Raw genomic sequence first — 20,669 nt, forward strand, 5'->3', positions numbered from 1 at the left:
TGTGAGGGGAGGGCGCTACACGCCGGCAGCGCCGAGTGCGGTGCGTGGAGCGGCGCCGGATGCAGCCGACCGGGCCGCGTTGAGGCCGGCGATGCGGCCCATGGTCAATGCGTTGGCGACGGCGTTGCCGCCGCCCACATAGCGGAGGCCGAGGATGCCGGCGCCTGCTTCTCCGGCCGCGTACAGGCCGGGAACGACGTTCCCGATGGTGTCGAGAACTTCCGCGTTCGGGTTGATCTCGAGCCCGGCGTGGGTGCAGACCAGTTCGGCGGGCAGCATACGTGCCGCGTAGAACGGTCCCTCCACGATGGGGTCGGGGTTCGAGGTCGATCCCTTGTTGGCGAGGGTGCGATGCCGCAGGAATTCGGGATCGATCCCGTTGGGCAGCTGGGTGTTCCAACGGTCGATCGTGGTGACCAACGCATCGACCGGTACGCCGATGAGGTCGGCGAGTTCGGGGAGGCTGTCGGCACGCAGGGTACGACCGGCGTCGGCTTCCTCTGCGATCCGGTCGGCGTCCCAGTCGGTGTAACCGGCGGGCAGCCCGGTGCGTGCCTTCTCGTCGAAGATCGCCCACACCGGTCCGTCCTGACGATCCATGAGACCACCGGAGACCGCGTACGAGGCGTCCTCGTCCATGAACCGCCGGCCGGACTTGTTCACATACACCCGCGACTTGGGCGGGAAGCCTGCCTGCCAGTGGTGGTAACGCTGGAAGTAGGCGGTGGGCATGGTCAGCCCCCAGTCCTTGCCGGCGATGGCCGAGTCGACCTGCTCGCCGAAGCGGAAGTGGTCGCCACGGCTCCCCGGGGCGGCGACGACGAAGAGCGACTCGCCTGCTCCGAGCGGATACGGGTAGTACTGCTCGAGCAGGTCGCGGTTCTGTGCGAAGCCACCGGACGCGACCACGACGGCGTGGGCACGGACCTCGATGTCGTCGGCGACGACGCCGACCACACGTCCGTCCTCGACGAGCAGTCGCTGGACCCGGGTGCCGAGCACGGCTTCCACACCGTGTGCGCGACGTGCACGATCGAGGGTCTGCACGAGCCCGTAGCCCTGGTCCTTCGGCACGTGCCCGCGCCACACGTCTTCGACGCCGGCCTGGCACAGACCGGGCATGTGCGCGTTCGACGATTCCCGGGCGGGGATCTCCACACCGAGACCGATCAGCCACTCGAGGGTGGGGCCCGCGTTCTCGCAGAATGCACGGACCAACCCGGGTGCGAGTACCCAGTGGTTCAGATCCATGTAGTGCTGGAAGAACTTCTCGGCGGAGTCCTCGATACCGAGACCGCGCTGCACACTGGTGCCTGCCGCGGTGAACAGTCCCGCGGAGAGTTGCGTCGACCCACCCAGTTCGGTTTCGGATTCGAACAGCAGGACGCTCGCGCCGGATTCGGCAGCGGACACTGCGGCCGCGAGACCGGCACCGCCACCTCCGATCACCACGACGTCGATGATGTCGTCGTTCATGAGAGTTGATCTCCCGTCTCCGCGATGATGCGGTGATAGAGGCCGTTGGACGTCATGCCGCCGTCGACGGTCACTTCGCTGCCGGTCATGTAGCTCGAACGATCCGACAGCAGGAAGAGCACAGCGTCGGTGATCTCGTCGACGGTGGCCATCCGGCCGGCCGGAACGCTGTTCAATGCGGCACCGACGAACGCGTCGGCGCCGCCGAGCAGGGCCGTGCCCACGAGGCCGGGGTGAACCGAATTGACGCGGATACCCCAGCGCGCGAAGTTCCCCGCCGCAGATTTGGACAGGCCCCGCAGGCCCCACTTGCTCGACGAATAGGCCGGAGAGAAGTAGCCGATCTGCCCCGAGATCGACGAGATGTTGACGATCGAGCCGCCACCGCTGTCGCGCATGAGCGGAGCCACCGCCTTCATCCCGTAGAACGGGCCGAACAGGTTGATCCGCATGGTCTTCTCCCAGACGTCGTCCGGGGTGTCCATGAATTCGAGACGTCGGGAGATGCCGGCGTTGTTGACGAGTCCGCCGAGTTCACCTCGCTGGGAGCGGATCTCGTCGACGACTCGCTCCCATGCCGCGGCGTCGGACACGTCGAGCGTATGCGCCGATGCGGAACCACCGGCCGCCTCGATCTGTTCGACGACCTCGGACGGGTCGTGGATATCCGCAAGGCACACATGCGTTCCCCGCGCAGCAAGCGCACGGGCATGATTGGCGCCCATTCCCCCGGCCGCGCCCGTGACGAGTACAACCGAGGGGTACGACACGGATTCGACGACGCTGTCAGACATGACGCGATCCACCGTCGACGGCGATCGAATGTCCGGTGACGTAGCGGGCGCTGTCGGAGAGCAGGAACAGCAACGGTCCGAAGACCTCCTCGGGGGCACCGAGCCGGTGCAGCGGGACGACGTCGAGCGCGTGCTTCAGTGCGGCCGGGTCCTCCTGGACCCACCGGGTCATCTCGGTGTCGATGTAACCCGGAGCGATCGAGTTGACACGGATTCCCTTGTCGCCGAACTCGACTGCCAGCGATTCGGTCAGATGGGCGACGGCGGCCTTGGAGGCGCAGTACGCACCGCGGCCCTTGCGCACACGCAGCGCCGAGACCGACGACATGTTCACGATCGCGCTACCGGGCTCCATGTGCCGCGCCGCGGCCTGCGAACCGAAGAGCACGCCTTCGACGTTGACGTCCAGGGTCGCCGCGATCTGGTCCTTCGAGATCTCCTCGGCGAGGGCGAACGGGAAGATGCCGGCGTTGTTGATCCAGAAGTCGATGCGACCGAACTCCTGCAGCGCGACCTGCGCGAGCGCCTCATGGTCCGCCGGATCGGTCACGTCGACGCGTGCTCCGATCACCGTGCCGGGTGTCTCGACGAGGGCTTCGACCGCGAGATCGGTGTTGATCTGCTCCGCGGTCTCCTTCATCTGCACGTCGTTGATGTCGCCGCCGACCACGTGCACGCCGCGCGTGGCCAGACCGCGCGCGAATTGGGCACCCATCCCGCGGGCCGCGCCGGTGACGACGGCAACCTTGCCGGCCATCTCCGGGTAGAGGGCGACGATCTGGGTGGTGACGGTACGGCCCGGGTTCTGGGCGTCAACGGTCATGGGTGATTCCTCCGAAAATGTGGAACGAACAGGAAAGAGATGCGACGGTCAGCTGTCGTCGCGGAAGACGACGCGGCGGGCTATGCGCCATTCGCCGCCGGTGCGCACGACGCGGTCGTCGATGGTGGTGAACCGGACGAGCCTGGATTCGCCGCCACGAACGGTGGCCACGATCTGCAGATAGGCCCGCACACGGAGGGTGTCGTCGTCGACGCGGTAGGTGGCCAGATTCGTGACGACGTGCCGGTGCACTTCCCCTGCAGCCTGCGCGCCGGCGTGGAAACGCTCGGCGAAGGCCGCGAGGTCGTCGGTTCCTGCCACGGGGGCGGGGTAGCTGGGCGAGCAGAACTCGCCGTCGGCGGTGAACGTCTCGGCCCACTCGCGCGCAGAGCCCTCGTCGATGAGGTGGCTCTGCCGCCCGTAGAGCTGGTGGATGTGGGCGAGAACCGCCGCGTCCACGTAGTCGGTCCGTGTCATGTCGTACGAAAACCATCCGTCGTGTGTGCGATAATCGCACTCAGTGTGCGATTAACGGAAATGCTAGGTGTTACAGTTCACAGACGTCAAGGGAGGTAACGGGGGTCATGACACAAATGCGGGATGTACCTGCACAAACGGGGGATCTGGATCTGCCGCGGATCGAGCCGGATGCCGGCATGTCCAAGACACTCCACAACGGTCTCGAGATCCTGGAATTGCTCGCGCGGAACCCTCACGGCCTGTCGGTCAGCGAGATCGCCGAGAGCCTCGACGTACACCGCACGGTCGCCCACCGTCTCGTCCGGACACTCGAGGCGCACCGACTGTGCCGCCGCGACGACCACAAGCGCATCTCGCTGGGCACCGGCCTGGTGACACTGGCCGAATCCGTCGAGCAGGACCTACGGACTCTGGCCCGGCCGATCCTCGAGGATCTCGCCGACGGCGTCGAGGCCACCGCCCACCTCGTCGTCCGCGAATCCGACACCGTGGTGCGCGCGATCATGGTGATCGAACCCCGGCGATCCGATGTCCACATCGCCTTCCGCCCGGGCCAGGTCCATCCGTTGGATCGAGGCTCGGCCGGTCTGGCGATCCTCGGATCCATGCCGCCACGCCCCGACGAGCGCCCGGAAGTGACCCGAGCGCGACAGACGGGCTATGCGGTCTCTGCCGGCGAGGTCGTATCGACCACTATCGGAATCTCGGCAGCAGTGCCGACTCGTCCCGGGGGTACGCAGGCGGCGATAGGTGTCTCGGTCTTCGACGCCACCGATGAAGCCCGACTCGCGGCGGCCGTGGTCTCTGCGGCGGCGGCTCTCGGCGAGTTGCTCCGGTGACCGATGGCATGGTGAGCGGGTCGGAGTGACAGATCACGCAGCCCGACTTCGCGTGCGTTCGAGCACTCGAGCCCTCCGACAGCACACACCTGTGTGCACAATCGACAGGTGAGTTCAAACCGATCGACCACCGATCCGCACCACGGCACCCTGCGCAGCCTCCGCTTCTGGCTCGCGCCCTTCGCTGTCGTCGCAGCGGTGATGAGTGCCCTGGCGTACTTCTATCTCGGCGCACTCCTCGATCCCAGCGAGAACCTGAGACAGTTCCCGATGGCCATCGTCAATCAGGACGTCGGCGATGTGCTGCCCGGATCGGACGAGCGACAGAACTTCGGCGACCAGATCACCGAGGGCATCCTCGATGGCATCGATCCCGAGGAGATCGATCTCCGACGGATGGGGATCTCGGCCGCCAACCAGGGGCTCGACGACGGCAGCCTGTACGGCGCGATCGTCATCCCCAGCGACTTCACCAAACGCATCTCGATCCTCGCTCAGGCCTCCGTTGTTCCCGGTGACATCGAGAAACCGATCATCACCCTGTACACGAACCCCCGGACGGGTGCGTTCGCGACGGGCATCGTCACGACGATCGGCGACCGCGCGCTGACCCAGGTGAACGACACGGTCGGGCAGCAGCTCACCGAGACCGTCACCGCGACGCTCGCCGAGTCGGCACCCGACCTGCAATTGTCCGGCGCCTCCAGCCTCGTCCTGGCCCAACCGATCGATGCACTCACCGTCGAGCACAAGCCGCTGCCCGACGGGACGGGCGCGGGTCTGTCCGCCTTCTTCTACACCCTGCTGCTGATCCTGGCCGGCTTCACCGGCGCCACGATCATCAACGCGGTCGTCGACAGTGCCCTCGGTTTCGTGCCCACCGAATACGGCCCCCTCTACATCGCGCGGGAGACCACCCGGATGTCGCGCCTGCAGGTGCTGGCACTCAAATGGGGCATCACGGTGGTCCTGTCGTTGATCGTCTCGGCGTTGTATCTGTGGATCTCCACCGCACTCGGCATGCCGGCGCCGCGCGCGTTGCTGCTGTGGGAGTACGGGGCACTCGCGATCTCGGCGGTGGGCATCACATCGCTCGCGGTGATGTCGATCTTCGGGGCGGCGGGTCTGCTGGTGAACCTGATCGTGTTCATCGTGCTCGGCCTGCCGTCGTCCGGTGGCACCATTCCGATCGAGGCCACCCCGCGGATGTTCGAGTGGTTGTCGACCTTCGAGCCGATGCACCAGATCTATCTCGCGGTGCGGTCCATCCTCTACTTCGACGGACGACCCGACGCCGGGCTCGGCCACGGCGTGACGATGACGATCGTCGGTCTCGTGTTCGGTCTCGTCGTCGGCGCCCTGGTGACGTGGATCTACGACCGCGTCGGCTTCCACCGGGCCGCGGACGCACCCGTGCGTCTGCCGTGGCGGCCGTCGCGACAGCACGATCGGGATTCGGCGGTCGCGACCGACACGGTCCGTTCGGACGACAGCGTGGACACGCGCAAGGACGATCGGGACGATACGGTCGAATCCTCCGGCAGCTCCGAGCATTCGGACGACAGCGACGGGTCCGCGAACGAAATGGGGGACCCCGCCGCACGTCGGGGGTAGCGGCGGAGTCCCTCCACTACCACGGTAGTGGCGGTTCTCTCGGGGATCGCTCTCGATACGGGTGAATTCAAGGGTGAATCGAGGAGTTACCGCGCGTCGGAGTCTGTCGCCGTGATGGAGCACACTGTATGGGTGCGCACGGTCGTCGTTCCTCATCCTGCGGACGGCCGGGGCCGTCGCGGTGCAAGCATCGTCGTGGTCGACGCATCCGGTGCGCCGCTCGGTCCGGTACGCGAGTACCCCGAATTCGCGGATGCAGTCGCAACGATCGAAGCCGAAGCGCGACCGCGCTGGGTGTGGACCTCGACGGCCACGGTCTATCCCGCGTTACTCCGCGCCGGCGTCCGGGTGCAGCGATGCCACGATCTCGCCACCACAGGCGCCATCCTCGCCGTGCGCGAGGGACTGTCCCCGCCCACTGCGGAGGAACCGGCCGACGAGCGGCCCGGTCTCTTCGACGCGGCACCCGCGATCGACGTCGAGGCGGTGGTCGCGCAGTTCGCCGATCAGCGTCGCCGCATCTCCGGCGATGCTCGCCTCGAGTTGCTCACCGCCGCCGAATCGGCCGGCACGCTCGCAGCGGCCGAGATGGGTTTCGACGGGTTGCCGTTCTCGGCGCAGGCGCATCGTCGCCTCCTCGAGGACACCCTCGGACCGCGCCCGACCGGCTACGACCTGCCGAGCCGCATCGCCGAAGTGGTCGAGGAGGTCAGCGCCGCCTTCGGCCGCCCCGTGAATCCCGCCTCGCACAGCGAGGTACTCGAGGCGTTCCGCCGCGAGGGCATCACCGTCGAGTCGACCCGCAAGCACGTGCTGCAGCGGATCGACCATCCCGCGGTGCCTCTGTTGTTGCGGCACCGTGAGCTGTCGAAGTTGTACAGCACGAACGGCTGGCACTGGCTCGACACCTGGGTCCGCGACGACCGGTTCCGTCCGGTCTACGTTCCCGGCGCTGTTGTGTCGGGCCGGTGGGCGAGTCGCGGCGGTGGCGCTCTGCAGATCCCCAAGGCGCTGCGGTCGAGTGTGATCGCCGATCCGGGCCGGTCGTTCGTCGTCGCCGACGCGGGCCAGCTCGAACCGCGCATCCTGGCGGCGATGTCGGGCGATAGGCGCATGGTCGCGGCTGCCGGTTCGGACGATCTGTACGCCCCGGTCGCTGCGGCGTCCTTCGCCGGCGACCGCGCGAAGGCGAAGGTCGCGGTGCTCGGCGTGCTCTACGGGGCCACGTCGGGCGACGCGCGTGTCCTGCTGACGGTGCTGCGTCGCAGCTTCCCGACCGCGGTCGACTTCGTCGAACGTGCCGCCCGTGCGGGTGAACGTGGCGAGGTGGTGCATTCGTGGTTGGGCCGTGCGTGCCCACCCGCTCCGGAGGGTTTCCACTCGCACGGTGATGCGCATGCGCGGGGCCGGTTCACACGGAACTTCGTCGTGCAGGCCACCGCGGCCGAGTGGGCGCTGTGCGTGCTCGCCGAACTGCGACGGCGACTGACCACCGATCCCGACCCGACCGTCGGCGATCTCGTGTTCTTCCAGCACGACGAGGTCGTGGTGCACACCGGCAATCCGGAACTCGCGTCGTCGCACATCACCGCGTCGGTCGAGGTGGCGACGCGCCTGATGTTCGGCGACACACAGGTTCGTTTCCCGATGGACACGGCCGTGCGCAACGTCTACGCCGAGGATGCGGGCGGCGAGTAGGTGGCATGCGTCCACAGATGCATGACGGCGTAGGCCCGCCACGGCCGCCATTGTTCGGCGCGCTCGGTGGCTTCGCGTGCGCTTTCCACCTGCAGGGCTCGGCGGAGAACGAGGTCGCCGGACGGATAGGCATCGCGGTCGCCGAGCCGTAGGGCCAGATAGTCGACGGTCCACGGTCCGATCCCGGGGAGCGCGAGGAGGTCTGCCCCGAACGAGGGTTGCTCCGGCGCCACCCCGTCGGCCGCGGCCCGTGCCAGTTCGGCGACGGTGCGGGCACGCGACTGCGTCGTGCCGATTACGGCGCGCAGGTCGCTCTGCTCGACGGTCGCGAGTCGGTGCGCCGTAGGGAAGCATCGCAACCCGCCGGGGGCGTCGTCGCCGAACGCCGCGACGAGCCGTCCTGCGAATGTGCATGCCGCCGCGACGCTCACCTGCTGCCCGAGCACCGTCGACACAGCGGTGGCGAACCAGTCGGTGGTGCCGACCACGCGCAGACCCGGATGGGTCTGCACGAGAGGCCCGAGCACGGAATCGGCCTCGAACACCGCGTCGACGACGGACGGGTCGACGCCGAGATCGAGCCACTGACGGACCCTCTCTTCGATCTCCTCGACATCCACACGGCCGGCCGCCTCGACGTGAACCTCGAGATGCCGCACCTCCCCGTGTTTCCCGTCGTCGGGGGTCGCCGGGTCGTCGAACCGGACGGCGATGTGCGCGGCACCGCCGTTCGTGCGGATCGCGCGGTGATGAGTGCCGGTGGTGCTCTCGTGGTGTTCGTAGGCGGGGACGGTGTGGCTTCGCAGCGACGCGAGCATCGGCCCCACCGCAACGGGTTCGGCCACCGGGATCCGGAGGGTGGTGATCATGCCACCGACTCGAGTTGCAGCAGCGCCCTCTTCGCCTCGACTCCCCCGACGTACTGCCCCATGCTGCCGTCGCTGCGCACCACCCGATGGCACGGCACCACCACGGGCAGCGGGTTCTTCGCGCACGCCGTGCCGACCGCCCGCACCGCCCGCGGGCTACCGGCAGCGGCGGCGATCTCGGCGTAGCTCGCCGTGCGCCCGTATTCGATCTCGGGCAGGCGCGTGATCACCTCACGGCGGAACCCGTCGGCGAGACGCAGATCGAGCGGAAGGTCGAAATGCGTCCTCGTACCGGCGAAGTACTCGTCGAGCTGCCGGACCACCGGGTCGAGTCGCCGCGGCGCGTCGAGCACGCGCGGGCTGATCCGGCGGGAGAGTTCGTCGAGCACGGCGTCGGATCCGTCGGCGACGTAGGCGACCCGCACGAGTCCGACGGTGGTGGTGGCCAGCAGGAGCGGACCGACGGGGGTGTCGACGACGCGGAACGCGACATCGAGCAATCCGGCCGCCTCGGCGTCGAGTACGAGCTTCTCCCGCAACCACGCGAGATCGGCCGATCCGACCGAGAGTTGTGGAAAGTTCATGAGCGACATCCTGTTCCGTGTTCGATCCGACGACGCAACGCAGCCCGACCATCGGCCGCCGCGCGACGTGCCGCGGCCGGACTGTTGCCGAGAATCGTGCCGATCTCCGCGTAGGGCAGGCCCCCGACGTAGTGGTAGACCAGCGCCGCGCGCTGCGTGAAGGGAAGCTCGGCGACCGCGCTCCACAGTTCGTCGTCGCCCTCACCGGGATTTCCTGTGGACGACGCGGGTTCGGGAAGGTTCTCGGTGGGCACCGGCGTCCGCCCGCGCACACGGTGGATGTCGACGGCCTTGCGGTGCGCGATGGTCACGAGCCACGCTTCGATGTTGCTGCCCGGTGGCAGGTCGGGATAGGCGCGCAACGCCGCGAGGAAGGTCTCGGACCAGGCGTCGTCGGCGTCGACGGCTCCGAGCAGTGCGCGGCAGACCCGGAGGACCGTCGCGCCGTGACGGGCGACCACCTCCTCGAAAGGAGGCAGGCTCGCCCGCGGTAGGTGATCAGACAGGGACATGGGTATCGCCGGCGACACCGGGCTCGGCGGAACTCAGCACCCGCGCCTCCTGGTCGAGCAGGAAGCGTTTGCGCTCGAGACCACCGGCGTAACCGGTGAGCTTGCCGCTGCTCCCGATGACGCGATGGCACGGGACGATGATGCAGAGCGGGTTACGGGCATTGGCCGCAGCGACCGCCCGTACCGCGGTGGGCCGGCCGAGGGCGAGTGCGATCTCCGAGTAAGTGCGCGTGGTGCCGTACTCGATCGTCGTCAGCGCCTCCCACACCTCGTGTTGGAACGGGGTGCCGACGGGAGCGATGGGGACGGTGAACCGGGTACGGCGACCTGCGAAGTACTCGTCGAACTGGGTGATCGCCTCGTCGAACCCCTCGGTGACCTGCTCGCCGAAACCGGTGCGGTCGGGCGCGGGGTGATGCTCGGCCATGTACACGCCGCTCAGGACGCCGTCGGTGTTCACCAACGTCAGCTCGCCGATCGGCGTGTCGATGACGGTGTGGGTGCGCAATGCGGTCACGGCCTCGATCCTTCCATCCGGTGTGTGCTCTGTACCGGGTAGACGAACGGGATGTCGAAAATGTGAGGTCCGTGATCACGACGATCGGACGTACTGCACTATGACGACATGATCTCGCTGCCTGTGCCCGCGCTCGGACTCTCGGTCGCCGGTTCCATCGTCGACGTCACCCGGACCGTGCTCGGACGCACCCGCGAGACCGCCGAGTTCGCGCTGTCGCTCCCGGCGCGGGTGGAAAGCCTGCTCGGCGAGGCCGAATCGCTCATCGGCTCGGTGGAATCGCTGATCCGCCGCATCGACAGCGTGGTCACCGACGCCACCGACATCGTCGAGGGAGCGTCGGTGGCCGTCGCGCAGGCCACGCAGGTGATCGCCTCGACCATCGGTGTGGTGGAGGAAGCGGCCGATGCGGTCACGCGGGCCACGGAGATCATCGACTCGACAGGCGGGGTCGTGCGCGATGCGACGGTGGTCGCGGCGGACGCGCGGGTCGTCGTCGAATCCGCGGGCCGCAGCACCGACGCCGCCGGGGAACTGCTCGAGACCTACAAGCCCCTCGCCGAACGTGCCGCTCCCCTGGCCACCCAGTTCGTCGAGGAGTTCTCACCGGAAGAACTGCGCGCCGCGATCAAGCTCATCGACCGGCTCCCCGAGATCACCGACCGGGTCGACTCGGTCCTGCCCATCATGGCGACGCTCGACACGGTCTCCCCCGAGATCCACGAACTGCTCCTCGTCGCGAAGGACGTCCGCCAGGCCATCGTGGGCGTGCCCGGCTTCAACTTCCTGCGCCGCCGCGGCGAGGAGAAGGAGATCCACGGTGATGATTGACCGCACCGCGGTCGGGGATGACTGACCGCACCGCGGTCGGGACGACTGACCCGGCAGGCTCTACCGGTGGGCCGTCGAGAGGAACTGGTGCGTCGCCACGTCGACGATCTCGTCGGGCGAGATGGTGATCTCGTCGTTCAACCACGCGGTGACCAGTTCGGCCAGACCCCCGACGAACAGCAGTCCGTTGATCTCGCCCCGCTCGGGCGGCCACGCCCGGTCGCCGTACATGCGGGTCGCTTCGTCGGCGACCATCTGGGCGAAACTCCGTAGTGACGCTCGTCTGTGGGTGCGCAGGGGTTCGAAGCCGGCGGACTCGATGAGCGAGACCCGGCCCTTGCGCGGGTCGTCGGTGAGGATCGCGACGAACGACGCGATGGCGTTCCGCACGAGGTCTTCGAGTGTGCCCGTACCCGTGCGGAGGGCGGCGAGTACGGCCTCGCGCACCTCGTCGGCGATCTTGTCGAGAACCTGCTGCAGCAGATCGTCCCTGCTGGTGAAACTCTCGTAGAAGTACCGCTCCGTCAGCTTGGCGTGTGCGCAGATGGCGGTCATGGTGGCGCCGCTCTTCCCCGAGGCCGCGAACAGTTCCAGACCTGCTTCGAGCAGGGCTTCGCGCCGCAGCGCGACACGCTGTTCGCCGCTCAGACCGGCGTAGCGGCGGGACGCGGGGGAAGTCATGGGACCGATCTTGACAGACCCGATCGATGTGACGCAGACTACACCCCAATCTGACAGGGGTTACTGTCAGATGTCCGCAGAACTGGAGGTTCGTCGTGACCCGGATCCTGGCGGTTCCCCCCGCCCACTCCCATCTGCGCCCGGTCCCGGGGCGATCGGGAATACCCGGCATCGGGCACGTCCTCGAATACATCCGCGATCCCCTCGCGATGATGCAGAAGCACTGGGACCGTTACGGCGAGGTCTCCTGCTTCTCGGCGGCCGGCCGACGCTGGATCTCGGTTCTCGGACCCGACGCATGCCAGGAGGTGCTGCAGAACAAGGACCGGGCGTTCGTCAACGGCGACGGCTGGTCGGCACTGATCGGGCCGTTCTTCCACGGTGGCCTCATGCTCCTCGACTCGGAGGAACATCTCCGGCACCGCCGCATCATGCAGCAGGCGTTCACCCGGTCACGCCTCGAGAAGACCGTCGACGCCATGAATCCGTCGATCGCCGAGAAACTCGACAAGTGGGTTCCCACCGACGGATTCCGCGCCTACACGGCACTGAAGACACTCACCCTCGACCTTGCCACCGACATCTTCATGGGCGGCGCCGAGGACTCCACACCGACCGAGATCGAAGCGGTGAAGAAGGCCTTCATCGACTGCGTGCAGGCGGCGACCTCGATCGTCCGGTATCCCGTCCCCGGCACCAGATGGAAGCGCGGACTCGACGGGCGCCGGGTGCTCGAGGACTTCTTCCGGCACTATCTACCGGCACGACGCTCGCGCGAGACGGACGATCTCTTCTCCGTGTTGTGCCACATCGAATCCGAAGCGGGACAACGGTTCAGCGACGACGAGATCGTCGATCACATGATCTTCCTGCTGATGGCCGCGCACGACACGTCGACCATCACGATCTCGACGATGATGCAGTATCTCGGGCAACACCCGCAGTGGCAGGACCGGTGCCGGGCCGAGTCGCTCGCGCTGGGCACCGCCGCACCGAGTCACGCCGATCTCGACGCGCTCGGCAGCCTCGATCTGGTGATGAAGGAATGCCTCCGGCTGGTCTCCCCGGTCCCGGTCCTGGCGCGACGGGCCGTGCGCGACACCGAGGTCCGAGGACACTTCGTGCCGGCCGGCACGTATGTCTCCGTGGCACCGCACTTCACGCACCACATGCCGGAGTACTGGCCGGAGCCCGAACGTTTCGACCCCGAACGCTTCGCGGAGCATCGACGCGAGGACAAGGTGCACCGCTACGCGTGGGAGCCGTTCGGCGGGGGCGTCCACAAGTGCCTCGGCATGCACTTCGCCGGGGTCGAGGTCAAAGCGATCGTCCATCAACTGCTTCTGCGCTTCGAGTGGCACGTCGACCCCGGCTACCTCGCCCCGCTCGACTTCACGTCGTTGCCGTTCCCGTCCGACGGGCAGCCGGTCGACCTGCGACTGCGGTCGACCGACCCCGACCGTCAGGCCGTGTAGAGAGTCAGGCGGAGTAGAGACCTGCGCCCGCGCGGCTGAGCACGAGCTTGGGCACCACGGCCCGCGACGACAACTTGAGCAGCGCGTCGACGATCTCGACGACGTCGTTCACCTCGATCATGGACTCGGCCGGGATCTTGTCCTTGATCCAGTCGGACATGTCGGTGTCGACGTAGGCGGGGGCGAGCGCCGACGCCGAGATGCCGTTGCCGGACTCCTCGGCGTTGAGCGTCTCCACCAGCGAGATCAACGCGGCTTTCGTCGCACCGTAGGCGGCGAGACCGGCCTCGGCGTAGACACCCGTGATCGACGAGAGCGCAACGATCTTCGATCCGCGGGCCGGATCGTTCTCCGCTTCGGCGCGCAGCAACGGCAGCGACGCCTGGATGAGCGCGAACGGAGCGTTGAGATTCACGGCAACCGTCTTGTCGAACCGCCGGGCCGGGAACTCGGCGATCGGGCCTGCCGTGCCGACACCTGCATTGAGGATCAGCGCCTTCATAGAACCGAACGCCTCGCGATGCGTCTCCACGACGCGGGCGGTGGCTTCCGGATCGGCGAGATCGGCGGCGACAGCGCGCACCTCCTTGGCGCCCGCTTCCCGCAGACGCTCGGCGACACTCTCGAGGCGTTCCGCTCCGCGGGCGCTGATCGTCAGCGCGTAGCCGCGTTCGGCAAGGCGGGTTGCGATACCGAGGCCGATTCCCCTCGAGGCTCCGGTCACGAGCGCGCTGGTCACGCGTGTGCTCCCTTCAGTGCTGCGAGTCCTGCTGCCACCAGGTCCGGCACGGCTTCACCGGCACGGTCGAAACCGTCGCCGATGGTCGCACCGGCACGCCACCGATGGTTGATGCCCTCGGCGATGACGGCGAGCTTGAGGTAGGCCAGACCCATGTAGAAATTCCAGTTGGCGATGTCGCGACCCGACGCAGTGGCGTAGCGCTGCACCAGGTCGTCCGCCGCCGGCAGGCGGTCGCTCGACCATGCCGCCGGAAAGCCCAGGATGTCGTCGAGCGCCGGATGCCGGTACACGCACATCATGGCGAGATCGGTGAGCGGGTCGCCGAGGGTGGACAGTTCCCAGTCCACCACGGCGACGACGCGTGCCGGGTCGTTCGGGTCCAGGATGGTGTTGTCGATGCGGTAGTCGCCGTGCACGATCGACGGAGCGGGCGATTCCGGAATCGACCCGGCGAGCGCGGCGTGCAGCCGTTCGAGGTCCGGCAGTTCGCGGGTCTTCACCCGGCCCCACTGGCTCGCCCACAGCTTCACCTGCCGGGTCACGTAGCCGTCCGGCCGGCCCAGTCCCCCGAGACCGACGGCCTCGAAGTCGACGTTGTGCAACTCGGCGATGATGCGCACGAGTTCACCGACGCAGCGGTCGATCTCGTCGTCACCGAGCGCATCGAGGTCGGCCTTGCTGCGCACCACACGTCCGTCGACGAATTCGACGACGGTGAACGGCGCACCCATCACCGAGTCGTCCTCGCACTGGACGACGGTGGGCGCGACCGGCACACCGGTGCCCTTCAGTGCCGACGTGATGCGGAACTCTCGGGCGACGTCGTGCGCCGACGGGGTCAGACCCGTGGTCGGAGGGCGACGCAGCACCCAGTGGGACTTCTCGTCGAGCAGCCCGTAGGTGAGGTTGGACTTGCCGCCCGAGATGAGCTCCGCCCGAAGTTCACCCTGAACGGTCACGCCGGAATCGGCGAGGAAGCGCTCGAGGACGGCGAGGTCGAGTCCCTCGTGCACAGCGGTCATTTCGCGGCCTCGCGGGCTGCCTTGCGGACGGCGCCGACGGCACGCTTGGCGATGGCCCAGCGGTGAACCTCGGACGGGCCGTCGTACACGCGGAACGGCCGGACCTCGCGGGTGAGGCGTGCGATCGGAAGGTCCTCGGAGACACCGAGACCGCCGCACATCTGAGCGGAGCGGTCCACGATGCGGAAGATCGCCTCGGCGGCGAAGGTCTTGGCGATCGACGTGGCGTTCGAGGCGTGCGAACCCTGGTCGAGTTCCCAGCACGCCTGCACGAGCAGTGCGCGGGTCGCGGCGATGTCGATCTCGTTGTCGGCGATCATCTTCTGGATCATGCCGAGATCGCCGAGGCGGGAGCCGAATCCTTCACGCTCCGCGACGTAGCGGACGGCGGTGTCGTGACCGCGGCGGGCGGCGCCGAGCCAGCGCATCACGTGCGTCATGCGGGCGGGGCCGAGACGCACCTGCGCGTAGGCGAAGCCCTGATCGACCTCGCCGAGCACGGCGGAGTCGGGGACGAACAGGTCCTCGAAATCGACCTCGCAGTGACCACCGATCATGGAGCGGTCGAGGGTGTTGATGTGGCGGCCGACCTTCAGGCCCGCGGTGTCGGCGGGGGCGAGGAACATCGTGGCGCCGCCGCGCTGACCGGGCTCGCCCGAGGTGCGGGCCATGATGATGAAGAATCCGGCACCGTCGGCACCGGTGATGAAGTGCTTGCGGCCGTTGATCTTCCAGCCACCGGAGACCTTCTCGGCGCGCGTGTTCAGAGCGTTGGGGTCGGCGCCGGCACCGGGGGCGGGCTCGGTCATCGCGAAGGCCGAGCGCACGTCACCGGCGGCGAGGGGCGCGAGGAACTGCTGCTTCTGCTCGTCGCTGGCGATGTGCGCGAGCATGTGCACGTTGCCCTCGTCGGGGGCGGCGATGTTGAGCGCGGTGGGGCCGAAGAGCGAGTAGCCCGCGGCCTCGAAGACCGGGGCGCGGTCGGACATGTTCAGGCCGTGGCCGCCGTATTCGACGGGCGCGTGCGGAGCGAAGACACCGGCAGCCTTGGCGGCCTTCTGCAGATCCGCCCGGATCGCGTCGCCACCGGCCGCGGTGATGTCGCCACCGTGGGCGTCCTCGACGGGAAGCACCTCGTCGCGGATGAACTGCTCGGTCCGCGCGATGAGGTCCCGGACGTGATCCGAGTAGGACAGGTCGACCGTCATGCTGAGCTCCTTCCGTACCGACCGATCGATCGCTCGGTCGAGTTCACGGTGGCATATCCCCGCCATCGGGTCAAGCCCGGAAGGGGTGCTCGGCTACCTCGCTCCGACCGCGTTCCGCGCGACCTGCAGGTAGCGGTGCACGATCTCGTCCGGCGACAGCGAACCGTCCGGCCGGTACCAGCTCGCCACCGCGACGCACATCGTCGTCACGGCGCGACTGGCGTCCTTCGGATAGGGCGTGGAGAAGGTGCCGTCGGCGACACCGGCCTCGACGATCTCGTCGATCATGCGCTGCTGCTCGTCGCGCAGGGCGACGAATGCACGGCGGGCCTCGGGTTCCATGCTGCGCATCTCGGTCGACGCCACGAACGCCTGATCGCGGCGGAACATGTGGAAGCGCAGCAGCGACTCGACGACGGCGTCGAACTTCTCGGAGGGGGTGGGTCCGGCTTCGGCGATCGCCTGCCGGCTGCGGGCGAGCAGGTCGTGCAGCACGGTGGTCGTGAGCGAGACGAGCAGCGCCTGCTTCGAGGGGTAGTGGTGGTACAGACCCGGCACCGACAGACCGGACCGCGACGCGACCTCGCGGATGGACGTGCCGTCGTAACCGCGTTCGGCGAACGCCTCGAGTGCAGCGGCGAGCGGCTTCGGCAGGTCGGTCGGGCCGTAGTCCCGCCAAGAGCCGACGTCGCCGGAAACCGAATCCTCACGCGTGTCCATGCTCAACACCGTAAGGGACGGCTCCGGCGACCTCGGCGCTCGCAGGATCAACAGCCGCTCTCAGGATCAGTAGTCGTCCTCGCCGTAGAGGACGAGGCCGCGGAGGTTCTTGCCGGCGTGCATGTCGGCGTAGCCCTCGTTGATGTCCTCGAGCTTGTAGGTCTTGGTGACGAGGTTGTCGAGATCGAGCTGCCCGTTCCGGTACAGCTCGAGCAACTTGGGGATCTGCGAGCGCGGACCGGTGCCACCGAAGATGGCCCCTTGCAGACGCTTCTGCAGCAGCGTCAGCTCGAACAGGCTCATCGTCACCTGCGAGTCGGTGGCGTGACCCATGCCGACGACCACGACCTGGCCACCCTTGGCGGTGAGACCCAGTGCGGGGCCGATGATGTCGCCGGTGATCTCGCCGACGGTGATGACGGTGACGTTGGCCATCTGACCCCAGGTGATCTCACCGATCACCGGTGCGGCCTCCTCGATCGACGCGAAGACATGCGTCGCGCCGAACTCCTTGGCCTTCTGCCGCTTGAACTCGACCGGGTCGATCGCGACGACGAACCGCGCCCCGGCGTGCGCCGCTCCCTGGACGGAGTTGATGCCGACACCGCCGACACCGATGACGACTACGGTGTCGCCGAGCTTGGTGCCGCCGATCTCGGTGGCCGAACCCCAGCCGGTCGCGACACCGCATCCGAGCAGGGCCGCCTTCTCGAGCGGGATGTCCTTCTCGATCTTGATGACCGACGCCTCGTTGACCGTGACGTACGGCGCGAACGTGCCGAGCAGGCACATCTGCAGCACCGGGTCGCCGTTCAGCGTCGCGCGGTAGGTCTTGTCGGAGATCGCCTGACCGGTGAGCAGGCCGGCACCCTCGTCGCAGATGTTCTGCATGCCCTTGGCGCAGGCCCGACAGCGGCCACAGGCGGGGATGAACGCGAGGACGACGTGGTCGCCCTCTTCGAGACCCCGTACTCCCGGGCCCACCTTGGTGACCACGCCCGCGCCCTCGTGACCACCGAGGACCGGGAAGGAGGGAAGCGGTGTCGCCCCCGAGCGCAGATGCTCGTCGGAATGGCACAGACCCGAGGCCGCGAGGCGGATCTGCACCTCACCTGCGACGGGATCGCCGAGATCGATCTCCTCGATCTCCCACGGCTGGTTGATTCCCTTGACGACTGCTGCCTTCGTCTTCACCCGAGCCTCCTGAACCGAAAGTGTGTGTGACGTGCGTCACGGCATTGAAACACTTATCGGACGTTAGAGCAACGGGTTCGGAACTCTTCCGCAGCGGCCATTTACCCGCTACATTCGGTAACAGACAACTTCTCGTGAAGGGCTCCGCCATGATTCACGTCCGCCACAGCGCCGTCGCAGACATCCCCGTCGACCTCGCGTTCTCCTACGTCGACGACTACCGGAACGTCCCCGAATGGATGTTCGGAGTGGCCCGCTTCCAACCCGTGGGCGAGCAGATATCCGGCCTCGGTGCCGTCTACGACTCGACCATGCGGATCGGCCCCAAGGATCTCGACTCGCGCGTGGAAGTCGTCGAATGGGAACGCAATCGCGTGATCGTCCTCGACTCGATCGCCGGATTCCGCGCCGCGTCGTCGTGGACCTTCACGGACCTCGGCGACGCGACACGGCTCGACGTCGACTTCGGCTACCGACTGCCCGGCGGGATCGCCGGCCGCACACTCGGCATGCTCATCGAACCGATTGTGGGAACGGCGATCCGGCAGACCGAGCACGCGCTGCGCACGCGGCTCGGTCAGCTCGTCTAGGACCGGAATCAGAAGTTGCCGCGCGCGGCCTGCTCCCGCTCGATCGCCTCGAACAGCGCCTTGAAGTTGCCCTTGCCGAAGCCGAGTGAGCCGTGGCGCTCGATCAGCTCGAAGAACACGGTCGGGCGGTCGCCGACGGGCTTGGTGAAGATCTGCAGCAGGTAGCCGTCCTCGTCGCGGTCGACCAGGATGCCCCGTTTCTTCAGTTCCTCGATCGGCACCCGGACCTCACCGATACGGGCGCGCAGCTCCGGATCGTCGTAGTACGCATCGGGAGTCGCGAGGAACTCGACGCCCTCCTCGCGCAACCGGTCGACCGCAGTGAGGATGTCGTTGGTCGCCAGGGCGAGATGCTGTGCGCCCGGTCCCCGGTAGAAGTCGAGGTACTCGTCGATCTGCGAACGCTTCTTCGCGATCGCCGGCTCGTTGAGCGGGAACTTCACGCGGTGGTTGCCGTTGCACACCACCTTGCTCATGAGCGCCGAGTAGTCGGTCGCGATGTCGTCACCGATGAACTCCGCCATGTTCGTGAAACCCATGACGCGGTTGTAGAAGTCGACCCACTCGTCCATGCGTCCGAGTTCGACGTTGCCGACGACATGGTCGAGCGCCTGGAAGATGCGCTTGGGCGCACCCTCACGCTTGCGGTAGGTCGAGGTGCGCTCGACGTAGCCGGGCAGGTACGGGCCGTTGTAGCGCGACCGGTCGACGAGCGTGTGCCGCGTGTCGCCGTAGGTCGCGATGGCGCCGATGCGAACGGTGCCGTTCTCGTCGCTGATCTCGTAGGGCTCCTCGAGGACGGTCGCCCCCTGCTTCCGGGCGTGCTCGATGCACTTGTCGACATCCGGGACCTGGAGGGCGATGTCGACGACGCCGTCACCGTGGAGGCGGTGGTGCTCGATCAGCGGGCTGTCCGGATCCACCGCACCCTTGATCACGAATCGCACGGCGCCGCTGCGCAGTACGTAGGCGTGATGGTCGCGGTTGCCGGTGGTGGGTCCGGAATAGGCGATGAGTTCCATGCCGTAGGCGGACTGGTAGTAGTGCGCCGTTTGCGTGGCGTTTCCGACCACCCACACCACGGCGTCCCAGCCGCTGACGGGGAAGGGGTCCCGTTCGCTGTCGTACTCCACGAGACCGACCAGGCGCCGGAGCTCCTCGGCGTCGAGCTGAGCGAGTCGTTCGCTGTCGGTCAGGGTGTATTCCAGAGTCATCGCTGCAACCTCCTGCCGCTCACTGCGGCACAGTCGTTGTGTCGTGTGTCACCAGGAGAAACCCACCCGTCGGTGCGACGCAACGTCGCCTTCGGCAACTGGTCCGACTGACTGGAATCCGCCGGAATTCGCACACTCACCTATACAATCGGGCTAGTTTTCGGCGCTCGATGGGAAGGAACCGCGATGCGCGAGCCCGTGCAGCTGGACGAATTGGATTTCGCTCTCCTCGAGGCCCTGCACGCCGACCCGAAGATCGGCGCGCTCGAACTGTCCCGTCGACTGAAGGTCGCGCGTGCCACCGTCTCGGCTCGCCTGCGACGCCTCGAGGAGACCGGGGTGATCGCCGGCTACGAACCCCGGATCAACCTCGCCGCAGCAGGTTTCGATGTGCAGGCGTTCGTGACGATGGAGATCGTGCAGGGCGCGCTCGAAGACGTCACCGAGGTCCTCGAAGGCATCCCCGGGGTGCTCGAAGCGTTCGCCACCACCGGCGCGGGCGACGTGCTGTGCCGGATCGGGGCCGAATCCCATCTCGGTCTCCAGCAGACCCTCATCGAGCTGAACCGCTCCTCGATCGTCGCGCGGTCCACGAGCGTGATGGTGCTGTCGGAAGTGGTGCACTACCGGGCGATGCCGCTGCTCCGCACCCTCGAGCCGGAACGATCCGCGAAGGCACCGGCCTACCGCCGCTGAGCCGATCACGCCCACAATCCGTCTCCGACTAGCCGGATTGCACAGAAAAAAGCGCTTCGGGCATCCGGGCCCTCCGCACGCTGCACAGTT

At 67.5% G+C, this 20,669-nt stretch carries 22 protein-coding genes; 7 read left to right on the plus strand and 15 right to left on the minus strand.

Annotated features, from left to right (window positions below):
• Nucleotides 1-15 precede the first annotated feature (15 nt).
• The 4 genes from U9J23_RS21970 to U9J23_RS21985 are packed head-to-tail and all read right to left on the minus strand — an operon-like array spanning nt 16 to nt 3,570.
• A complete protein-coding gene (locus U9J23_RS21970) occupies nt 16-1,476 on the minus strand; it encodes an FAD-dependent oxidoreductase (protein ID WP_059382814.1) in 1,461 nt (486 codons plus the stop codon).
• Entirely contained in the window at nt 1,473-2,270 is a 798-nt protein-coding gene (locus U9J23_RS21975; RefSeq protein ID WP_026061203.1) for an SDR family NAD(P)-dependent oxidoreductase, read from the minus strand. The genes U9J23_RS21970 and U9J23_RS21975 overlap by 4 nt, the downstream gene beginning before the upstream one ends.
• Nucleotides 2,263-3,093, minus strand: coding sequence for an SDR family NAD(P)-dependent oxidoreductase (locus tag U9J23_RS21980; RefSeq protein WP_059382813.1), 831 nt, complete (start codon nt 3,091-3,093; stop codon nt 2,263-2,265). Before U9J23_RS21980 ends, U9J23_RS21975 begins: the two co-directional genes overlap by 8 nt.
• Nucleotides 3,094-3,141: 48 nt before the next feature.
• Nucleotides 3,142-3,570 (minus strand): nuclear transport factor 2 family protein, encoded by a 429-nt coding sequence (locus U9J23_RS21985; RefSeq protein ID WP_059382812.1) that lies wholly within the window; start codon nt 3,568-3,570, stop codon nt 3,142-3,144.
• Between the two features lie 179 nt (nt 3,571-3,749).
• Between U9J23_RS21985 and U9J23_RS21990 the strand changes: the two genes are divergently transcribed.
• The 3 genes from U9J23_RS21990 to U9J23_RS22000 all read left to right on the plus strand — a co-directional run bounded on the left by U9J23_RS21990 (nt 3,750) and on the right by U9J23_RS22000 (nt 7,724).
• Nucleotides 3,750-4,412 carry an IclR family transcriptional regulator gene (locus tag U9J23_RS21990; protein ID WP_189637522.1) on the plus strand — a complete coding sequence of 221 codons (663 nt, stop codon included), beginning with the start codon at nt 3,750-3,752 and terminating at the stop codon, nt 4,410-4,412.
• A 108-nt stretch (nt 4,413-4,520) separates the two neighbouring features.
• Complete coding sequence (locus tag U9J23_RS21995; RefSeq protein ID WP_272265844.1) at nt 4,521-6,026, plus strand: YhgE/Pip domain-containing protein; 1,506 nt, start codon at nt 4,521-4,523, stop codon at nt 6,024-6,026.
• Nucleotides 6,027-6,158: 132 nt separating this feature from the next.
• Nucleotides 6,159-7,724 (plus strand): bifunctional 3'-5' exonuclease/DNA polymerase, encoded by a 1,566-nt coding sequence (locus tag U9J23_RS22000; RefSeq protein WP_174479634.1) that lies wholly within the window; start codon nt 6,159-6,161, stop codon nt 7,722-7,724.
• Here the strand turns inward: U9J23_RS22000 and U9J23_RS22005 are convergent.
• Genes U9J23_RS22005 through U9J23_RS22020 form a run of 4 tightly spaced genes read right to left on the minus strand, consistent with a single transcriptional unit; the run spans nt 7,697 to nt 10,206 of the window.
• The gene (locus U9J23_RS22005; protein ID WP_059382808.1) at nt 7,697-8,593 is read right to left on the minus strand and encodes a DNA-3-methyladenine glycosylase family protein; all 897 of its coding nucleotides are present in this window, start codon (nt 8,591-8,593) and stop codon (nt 7,697-7,699) included. The genes U9J23_RS22000 and U9J23_RS22005 overlap by 28 nt on opposite strands.
• Nucleotides 8,590-9,186 (minus strand): methylated-DNA--[protein]-cysteine S-methyltransferase, encoded by a 597-nt coding sequence (locus U9J23_RS22010; protein ID WP_059382807.1) that lies wholly within the window; start codon nt 9,184-9,186, stop codon nt 8,590-8,592. The genes U9J23_RS22005 and U9J23_RS22010 overlap by 4 nt, the downstream gene beginning before the upstream one ends.
• Nucleotides 9,174-9,689, minus strand: coding sequence for an RNA polymerase sigma factor (locus U9J23_RS22015; protein WP_059382806.1), 516 nt, complete (start codon nt 9,687-9,689; stop codon nt 9,174-9,176). The genes U9J23_RS22010 and U9J23_RS22015 overlap by 13 nt, the downstream gene beginning before the upstream one ends.
• The gene (locus U9J23_RS22020; RefSeq protein ID WP_059382805.1) at nt 9,676-10,206 is read right to left on the minus strand and encodes a methylated-DNA--[protein]-cysteine S-methyltransferase; all 531 of its coding nucleotides are present in this window, start codon (nt 10,204-10,206) and stop codon (nt 9,676-9,678) included. Before U9J23_RS22020 ends, U9J23_RS22015 begins: the two co-directional genes overlap by 14 nt.
• A gap of 108 nt (nt 10,207-10,314) precedes the next feature.
• Here U9J23_RS22020 and U9J23_RS22025 point away from each other — a divergent pair, with 108 nt between their 5' ends.
• On the plus strand, nt 10,315-11,037 hold the full coding sequence (locus U9J23_RS22025; RefSeq protein WP_059382804.1) for a hypothetical protein: 723 nt from the start codon (nt 10,315-10,317) through the stop codon (nt 11,035-11,037).
• Between the two features lie 60 nt (nt 11,038-11,097).
• Here U9J23_RS22025 and U9J23_RS22030 read toward each other — a convergent pair whose 3' ends face one another.
• Nucleotides 11,098-11,718, minus strand: coding sequence for a TetR/AcrR family transcriptional regulator (locus U9J23_RS22030; RefSeq protein WP_085470086.1), 621 nt, complete (start codon nt 11,716-11,718; stop codon nt 11,098-11,100).
• Nucleotides 11,719-11,813: 95 nt separating this feature from the next.
• On the opposite strand from U9J23_RS22030, the gene U9J23_RS22035 reads away from it, so the two are divergent.
• Nucleotides 11,814-13,193, plus strand: a complete 1,380-nt coding sequence (locus tag U9J23_RS22035) for a cytochrome P450 (RefSeq protein ID WP_059382802.1) — start codon at nt 11,814-11,816, stop codon at nt 13,191-13,193.
• A 4-nt stretch (nt 13,194-13,197) separates the two neighbouring features.
• Here U9J23_RS22035 and U9J23_RS22040 read toward each other — a convergent pair whose 3' ends face one another.
• The 5 genes from U9J23_RS22040 to U9J23_RS22060 all read right to left on the minus strand — a co-directional run bounded on the left by U9J23_RS22040 (nt 13,198) and on the right by U9J23_RS22060 (nt 18,079).
• Nucleotides 13,198-13,932 (minus strand): SDR family NAD(P)-dependent oxidoreductase, encoded by a 735-nt coding sequence (locus U9J23_RS22040; RefSeq protein ID WP_059382801.1) that lies wholly within the window; start codon nt 13,930-13,932, stop codon nt 13,198-13,200.
• Entirely contained in the window at nt 13,929-14,957 is a 1,029-nt protein-coding gene (locus tag U9J23_RS22045) for a phosphotransferase family protein (RefSeq protein WP_064059846.1), read from the minus strand. The genes U9J23_RS22040 and U9J23_RS22045 overlap by 4 nt, the downstream gene beginning before the upstream one ends.
• Nucleotides 14,954-16,165: an acyl-CoA dehydrogenase family protein gene (locus U9J23_RS22050; RefSeq protein WP_059382787.1), complete on the minus strand. Its 1,212-nt coding sequence runs from the start codon at nt 16,163-16,165 to the stop codon at nt 14,954-14,956. Before U9J23_RS22050 ends, U9J23_RS22045 begins: the two co-directional genes overlap by 4 nt.
• A 93-nt stretch (nt 16,166-16,258) precedes the next feature.
• Nucleotides 16,259-16,885 carry a TetR/AcrR family transcriptional regulator gene (locus U9J23_RS22055; protein ID WP_085470083.1) on the minus strand — a complete coding sequence of 209 codons (627 nt, stop codon included), beginning with the start codon at nt 16,883-16,885 and terminating at the stop codon, nt 16,259-16,261.
• Nucleotides 16,886-16,951: 66 nt separating this feature from the next.
• Nucleotides 16,952-18,079 carry an NDMA-dependent alcohol dehydrogenase gene (locus U9J23_RS22060; protein WP_006554686.1) on the minus strand — a complete coding sequence of 376 codons (1,128 nt, stop codon included), beginning with the start codon at nt 18,077-18,079 and terminating at the stop codon, nt 16,952-16,954.
• A gap of 149 nt (nt 18,080-18,228) precedes the next feature.
• On the opposite strand from U9J23_RS22060, the gene U9J23_RS22065 reads away from it, so the two are divergent.
• A complete protein-coding gene (locus tag U9J23_RS22065; RefSeq protein WP_085470082.1) occupies nt 18,229-18,669 on the plus strand; it encodes an SRPBCC family protein in 441 nt (146 codons plus the stop codon).
• A gap of 8 nt (nt 18,670-18,677) precedes the next feature.
• Here the strand turns inward: U9J23_RS22065 and hppD are convergent, their stop codons facing one another.
• Nucleotides 18,678-19,883, minus strand: a complete 1,206-nt coding sequence (gene hppD / locus U9J23_RS22070) for a 4-hydroxyphenylpyruvate dioxygenase (protein ID WP_229566300.1) — start codon at nt 19,881-19,883, stop codon at nt 18,678-18,680.
• 186 nt (nt 19,884-20,069) lie between these two features.
• On the opposite strand from hppD, the gene U9J23_RS22075 reads away from it, so the two are divergent.
• The gene (locus U9J23_RS22075; protein ID WP_085470080.1) at nt 20,070-20,579 is read left to right on the plus strand and encodes an Lrp/AsnC family transcriptional regulator; all 510 of its coding nucleotides are present in this window, start codon (nt 20,070-20,072) and stop codon (nt 20,577-20,579) included.
• Nucleotides 20,580-20,669: the final 90 nt, after the last annotated feature.

Source organism: Rhodococcus sp. PD04 (assembly GCF_035918275.1).
In the GTDB taxonomy this organism is placed as follows: Bacteria; Actinomycetota; Actinomycetes; order Mycobacteriales; family Mycobacteriaceae; genus Rhodococcus; species Rhodococcus rhodochrous.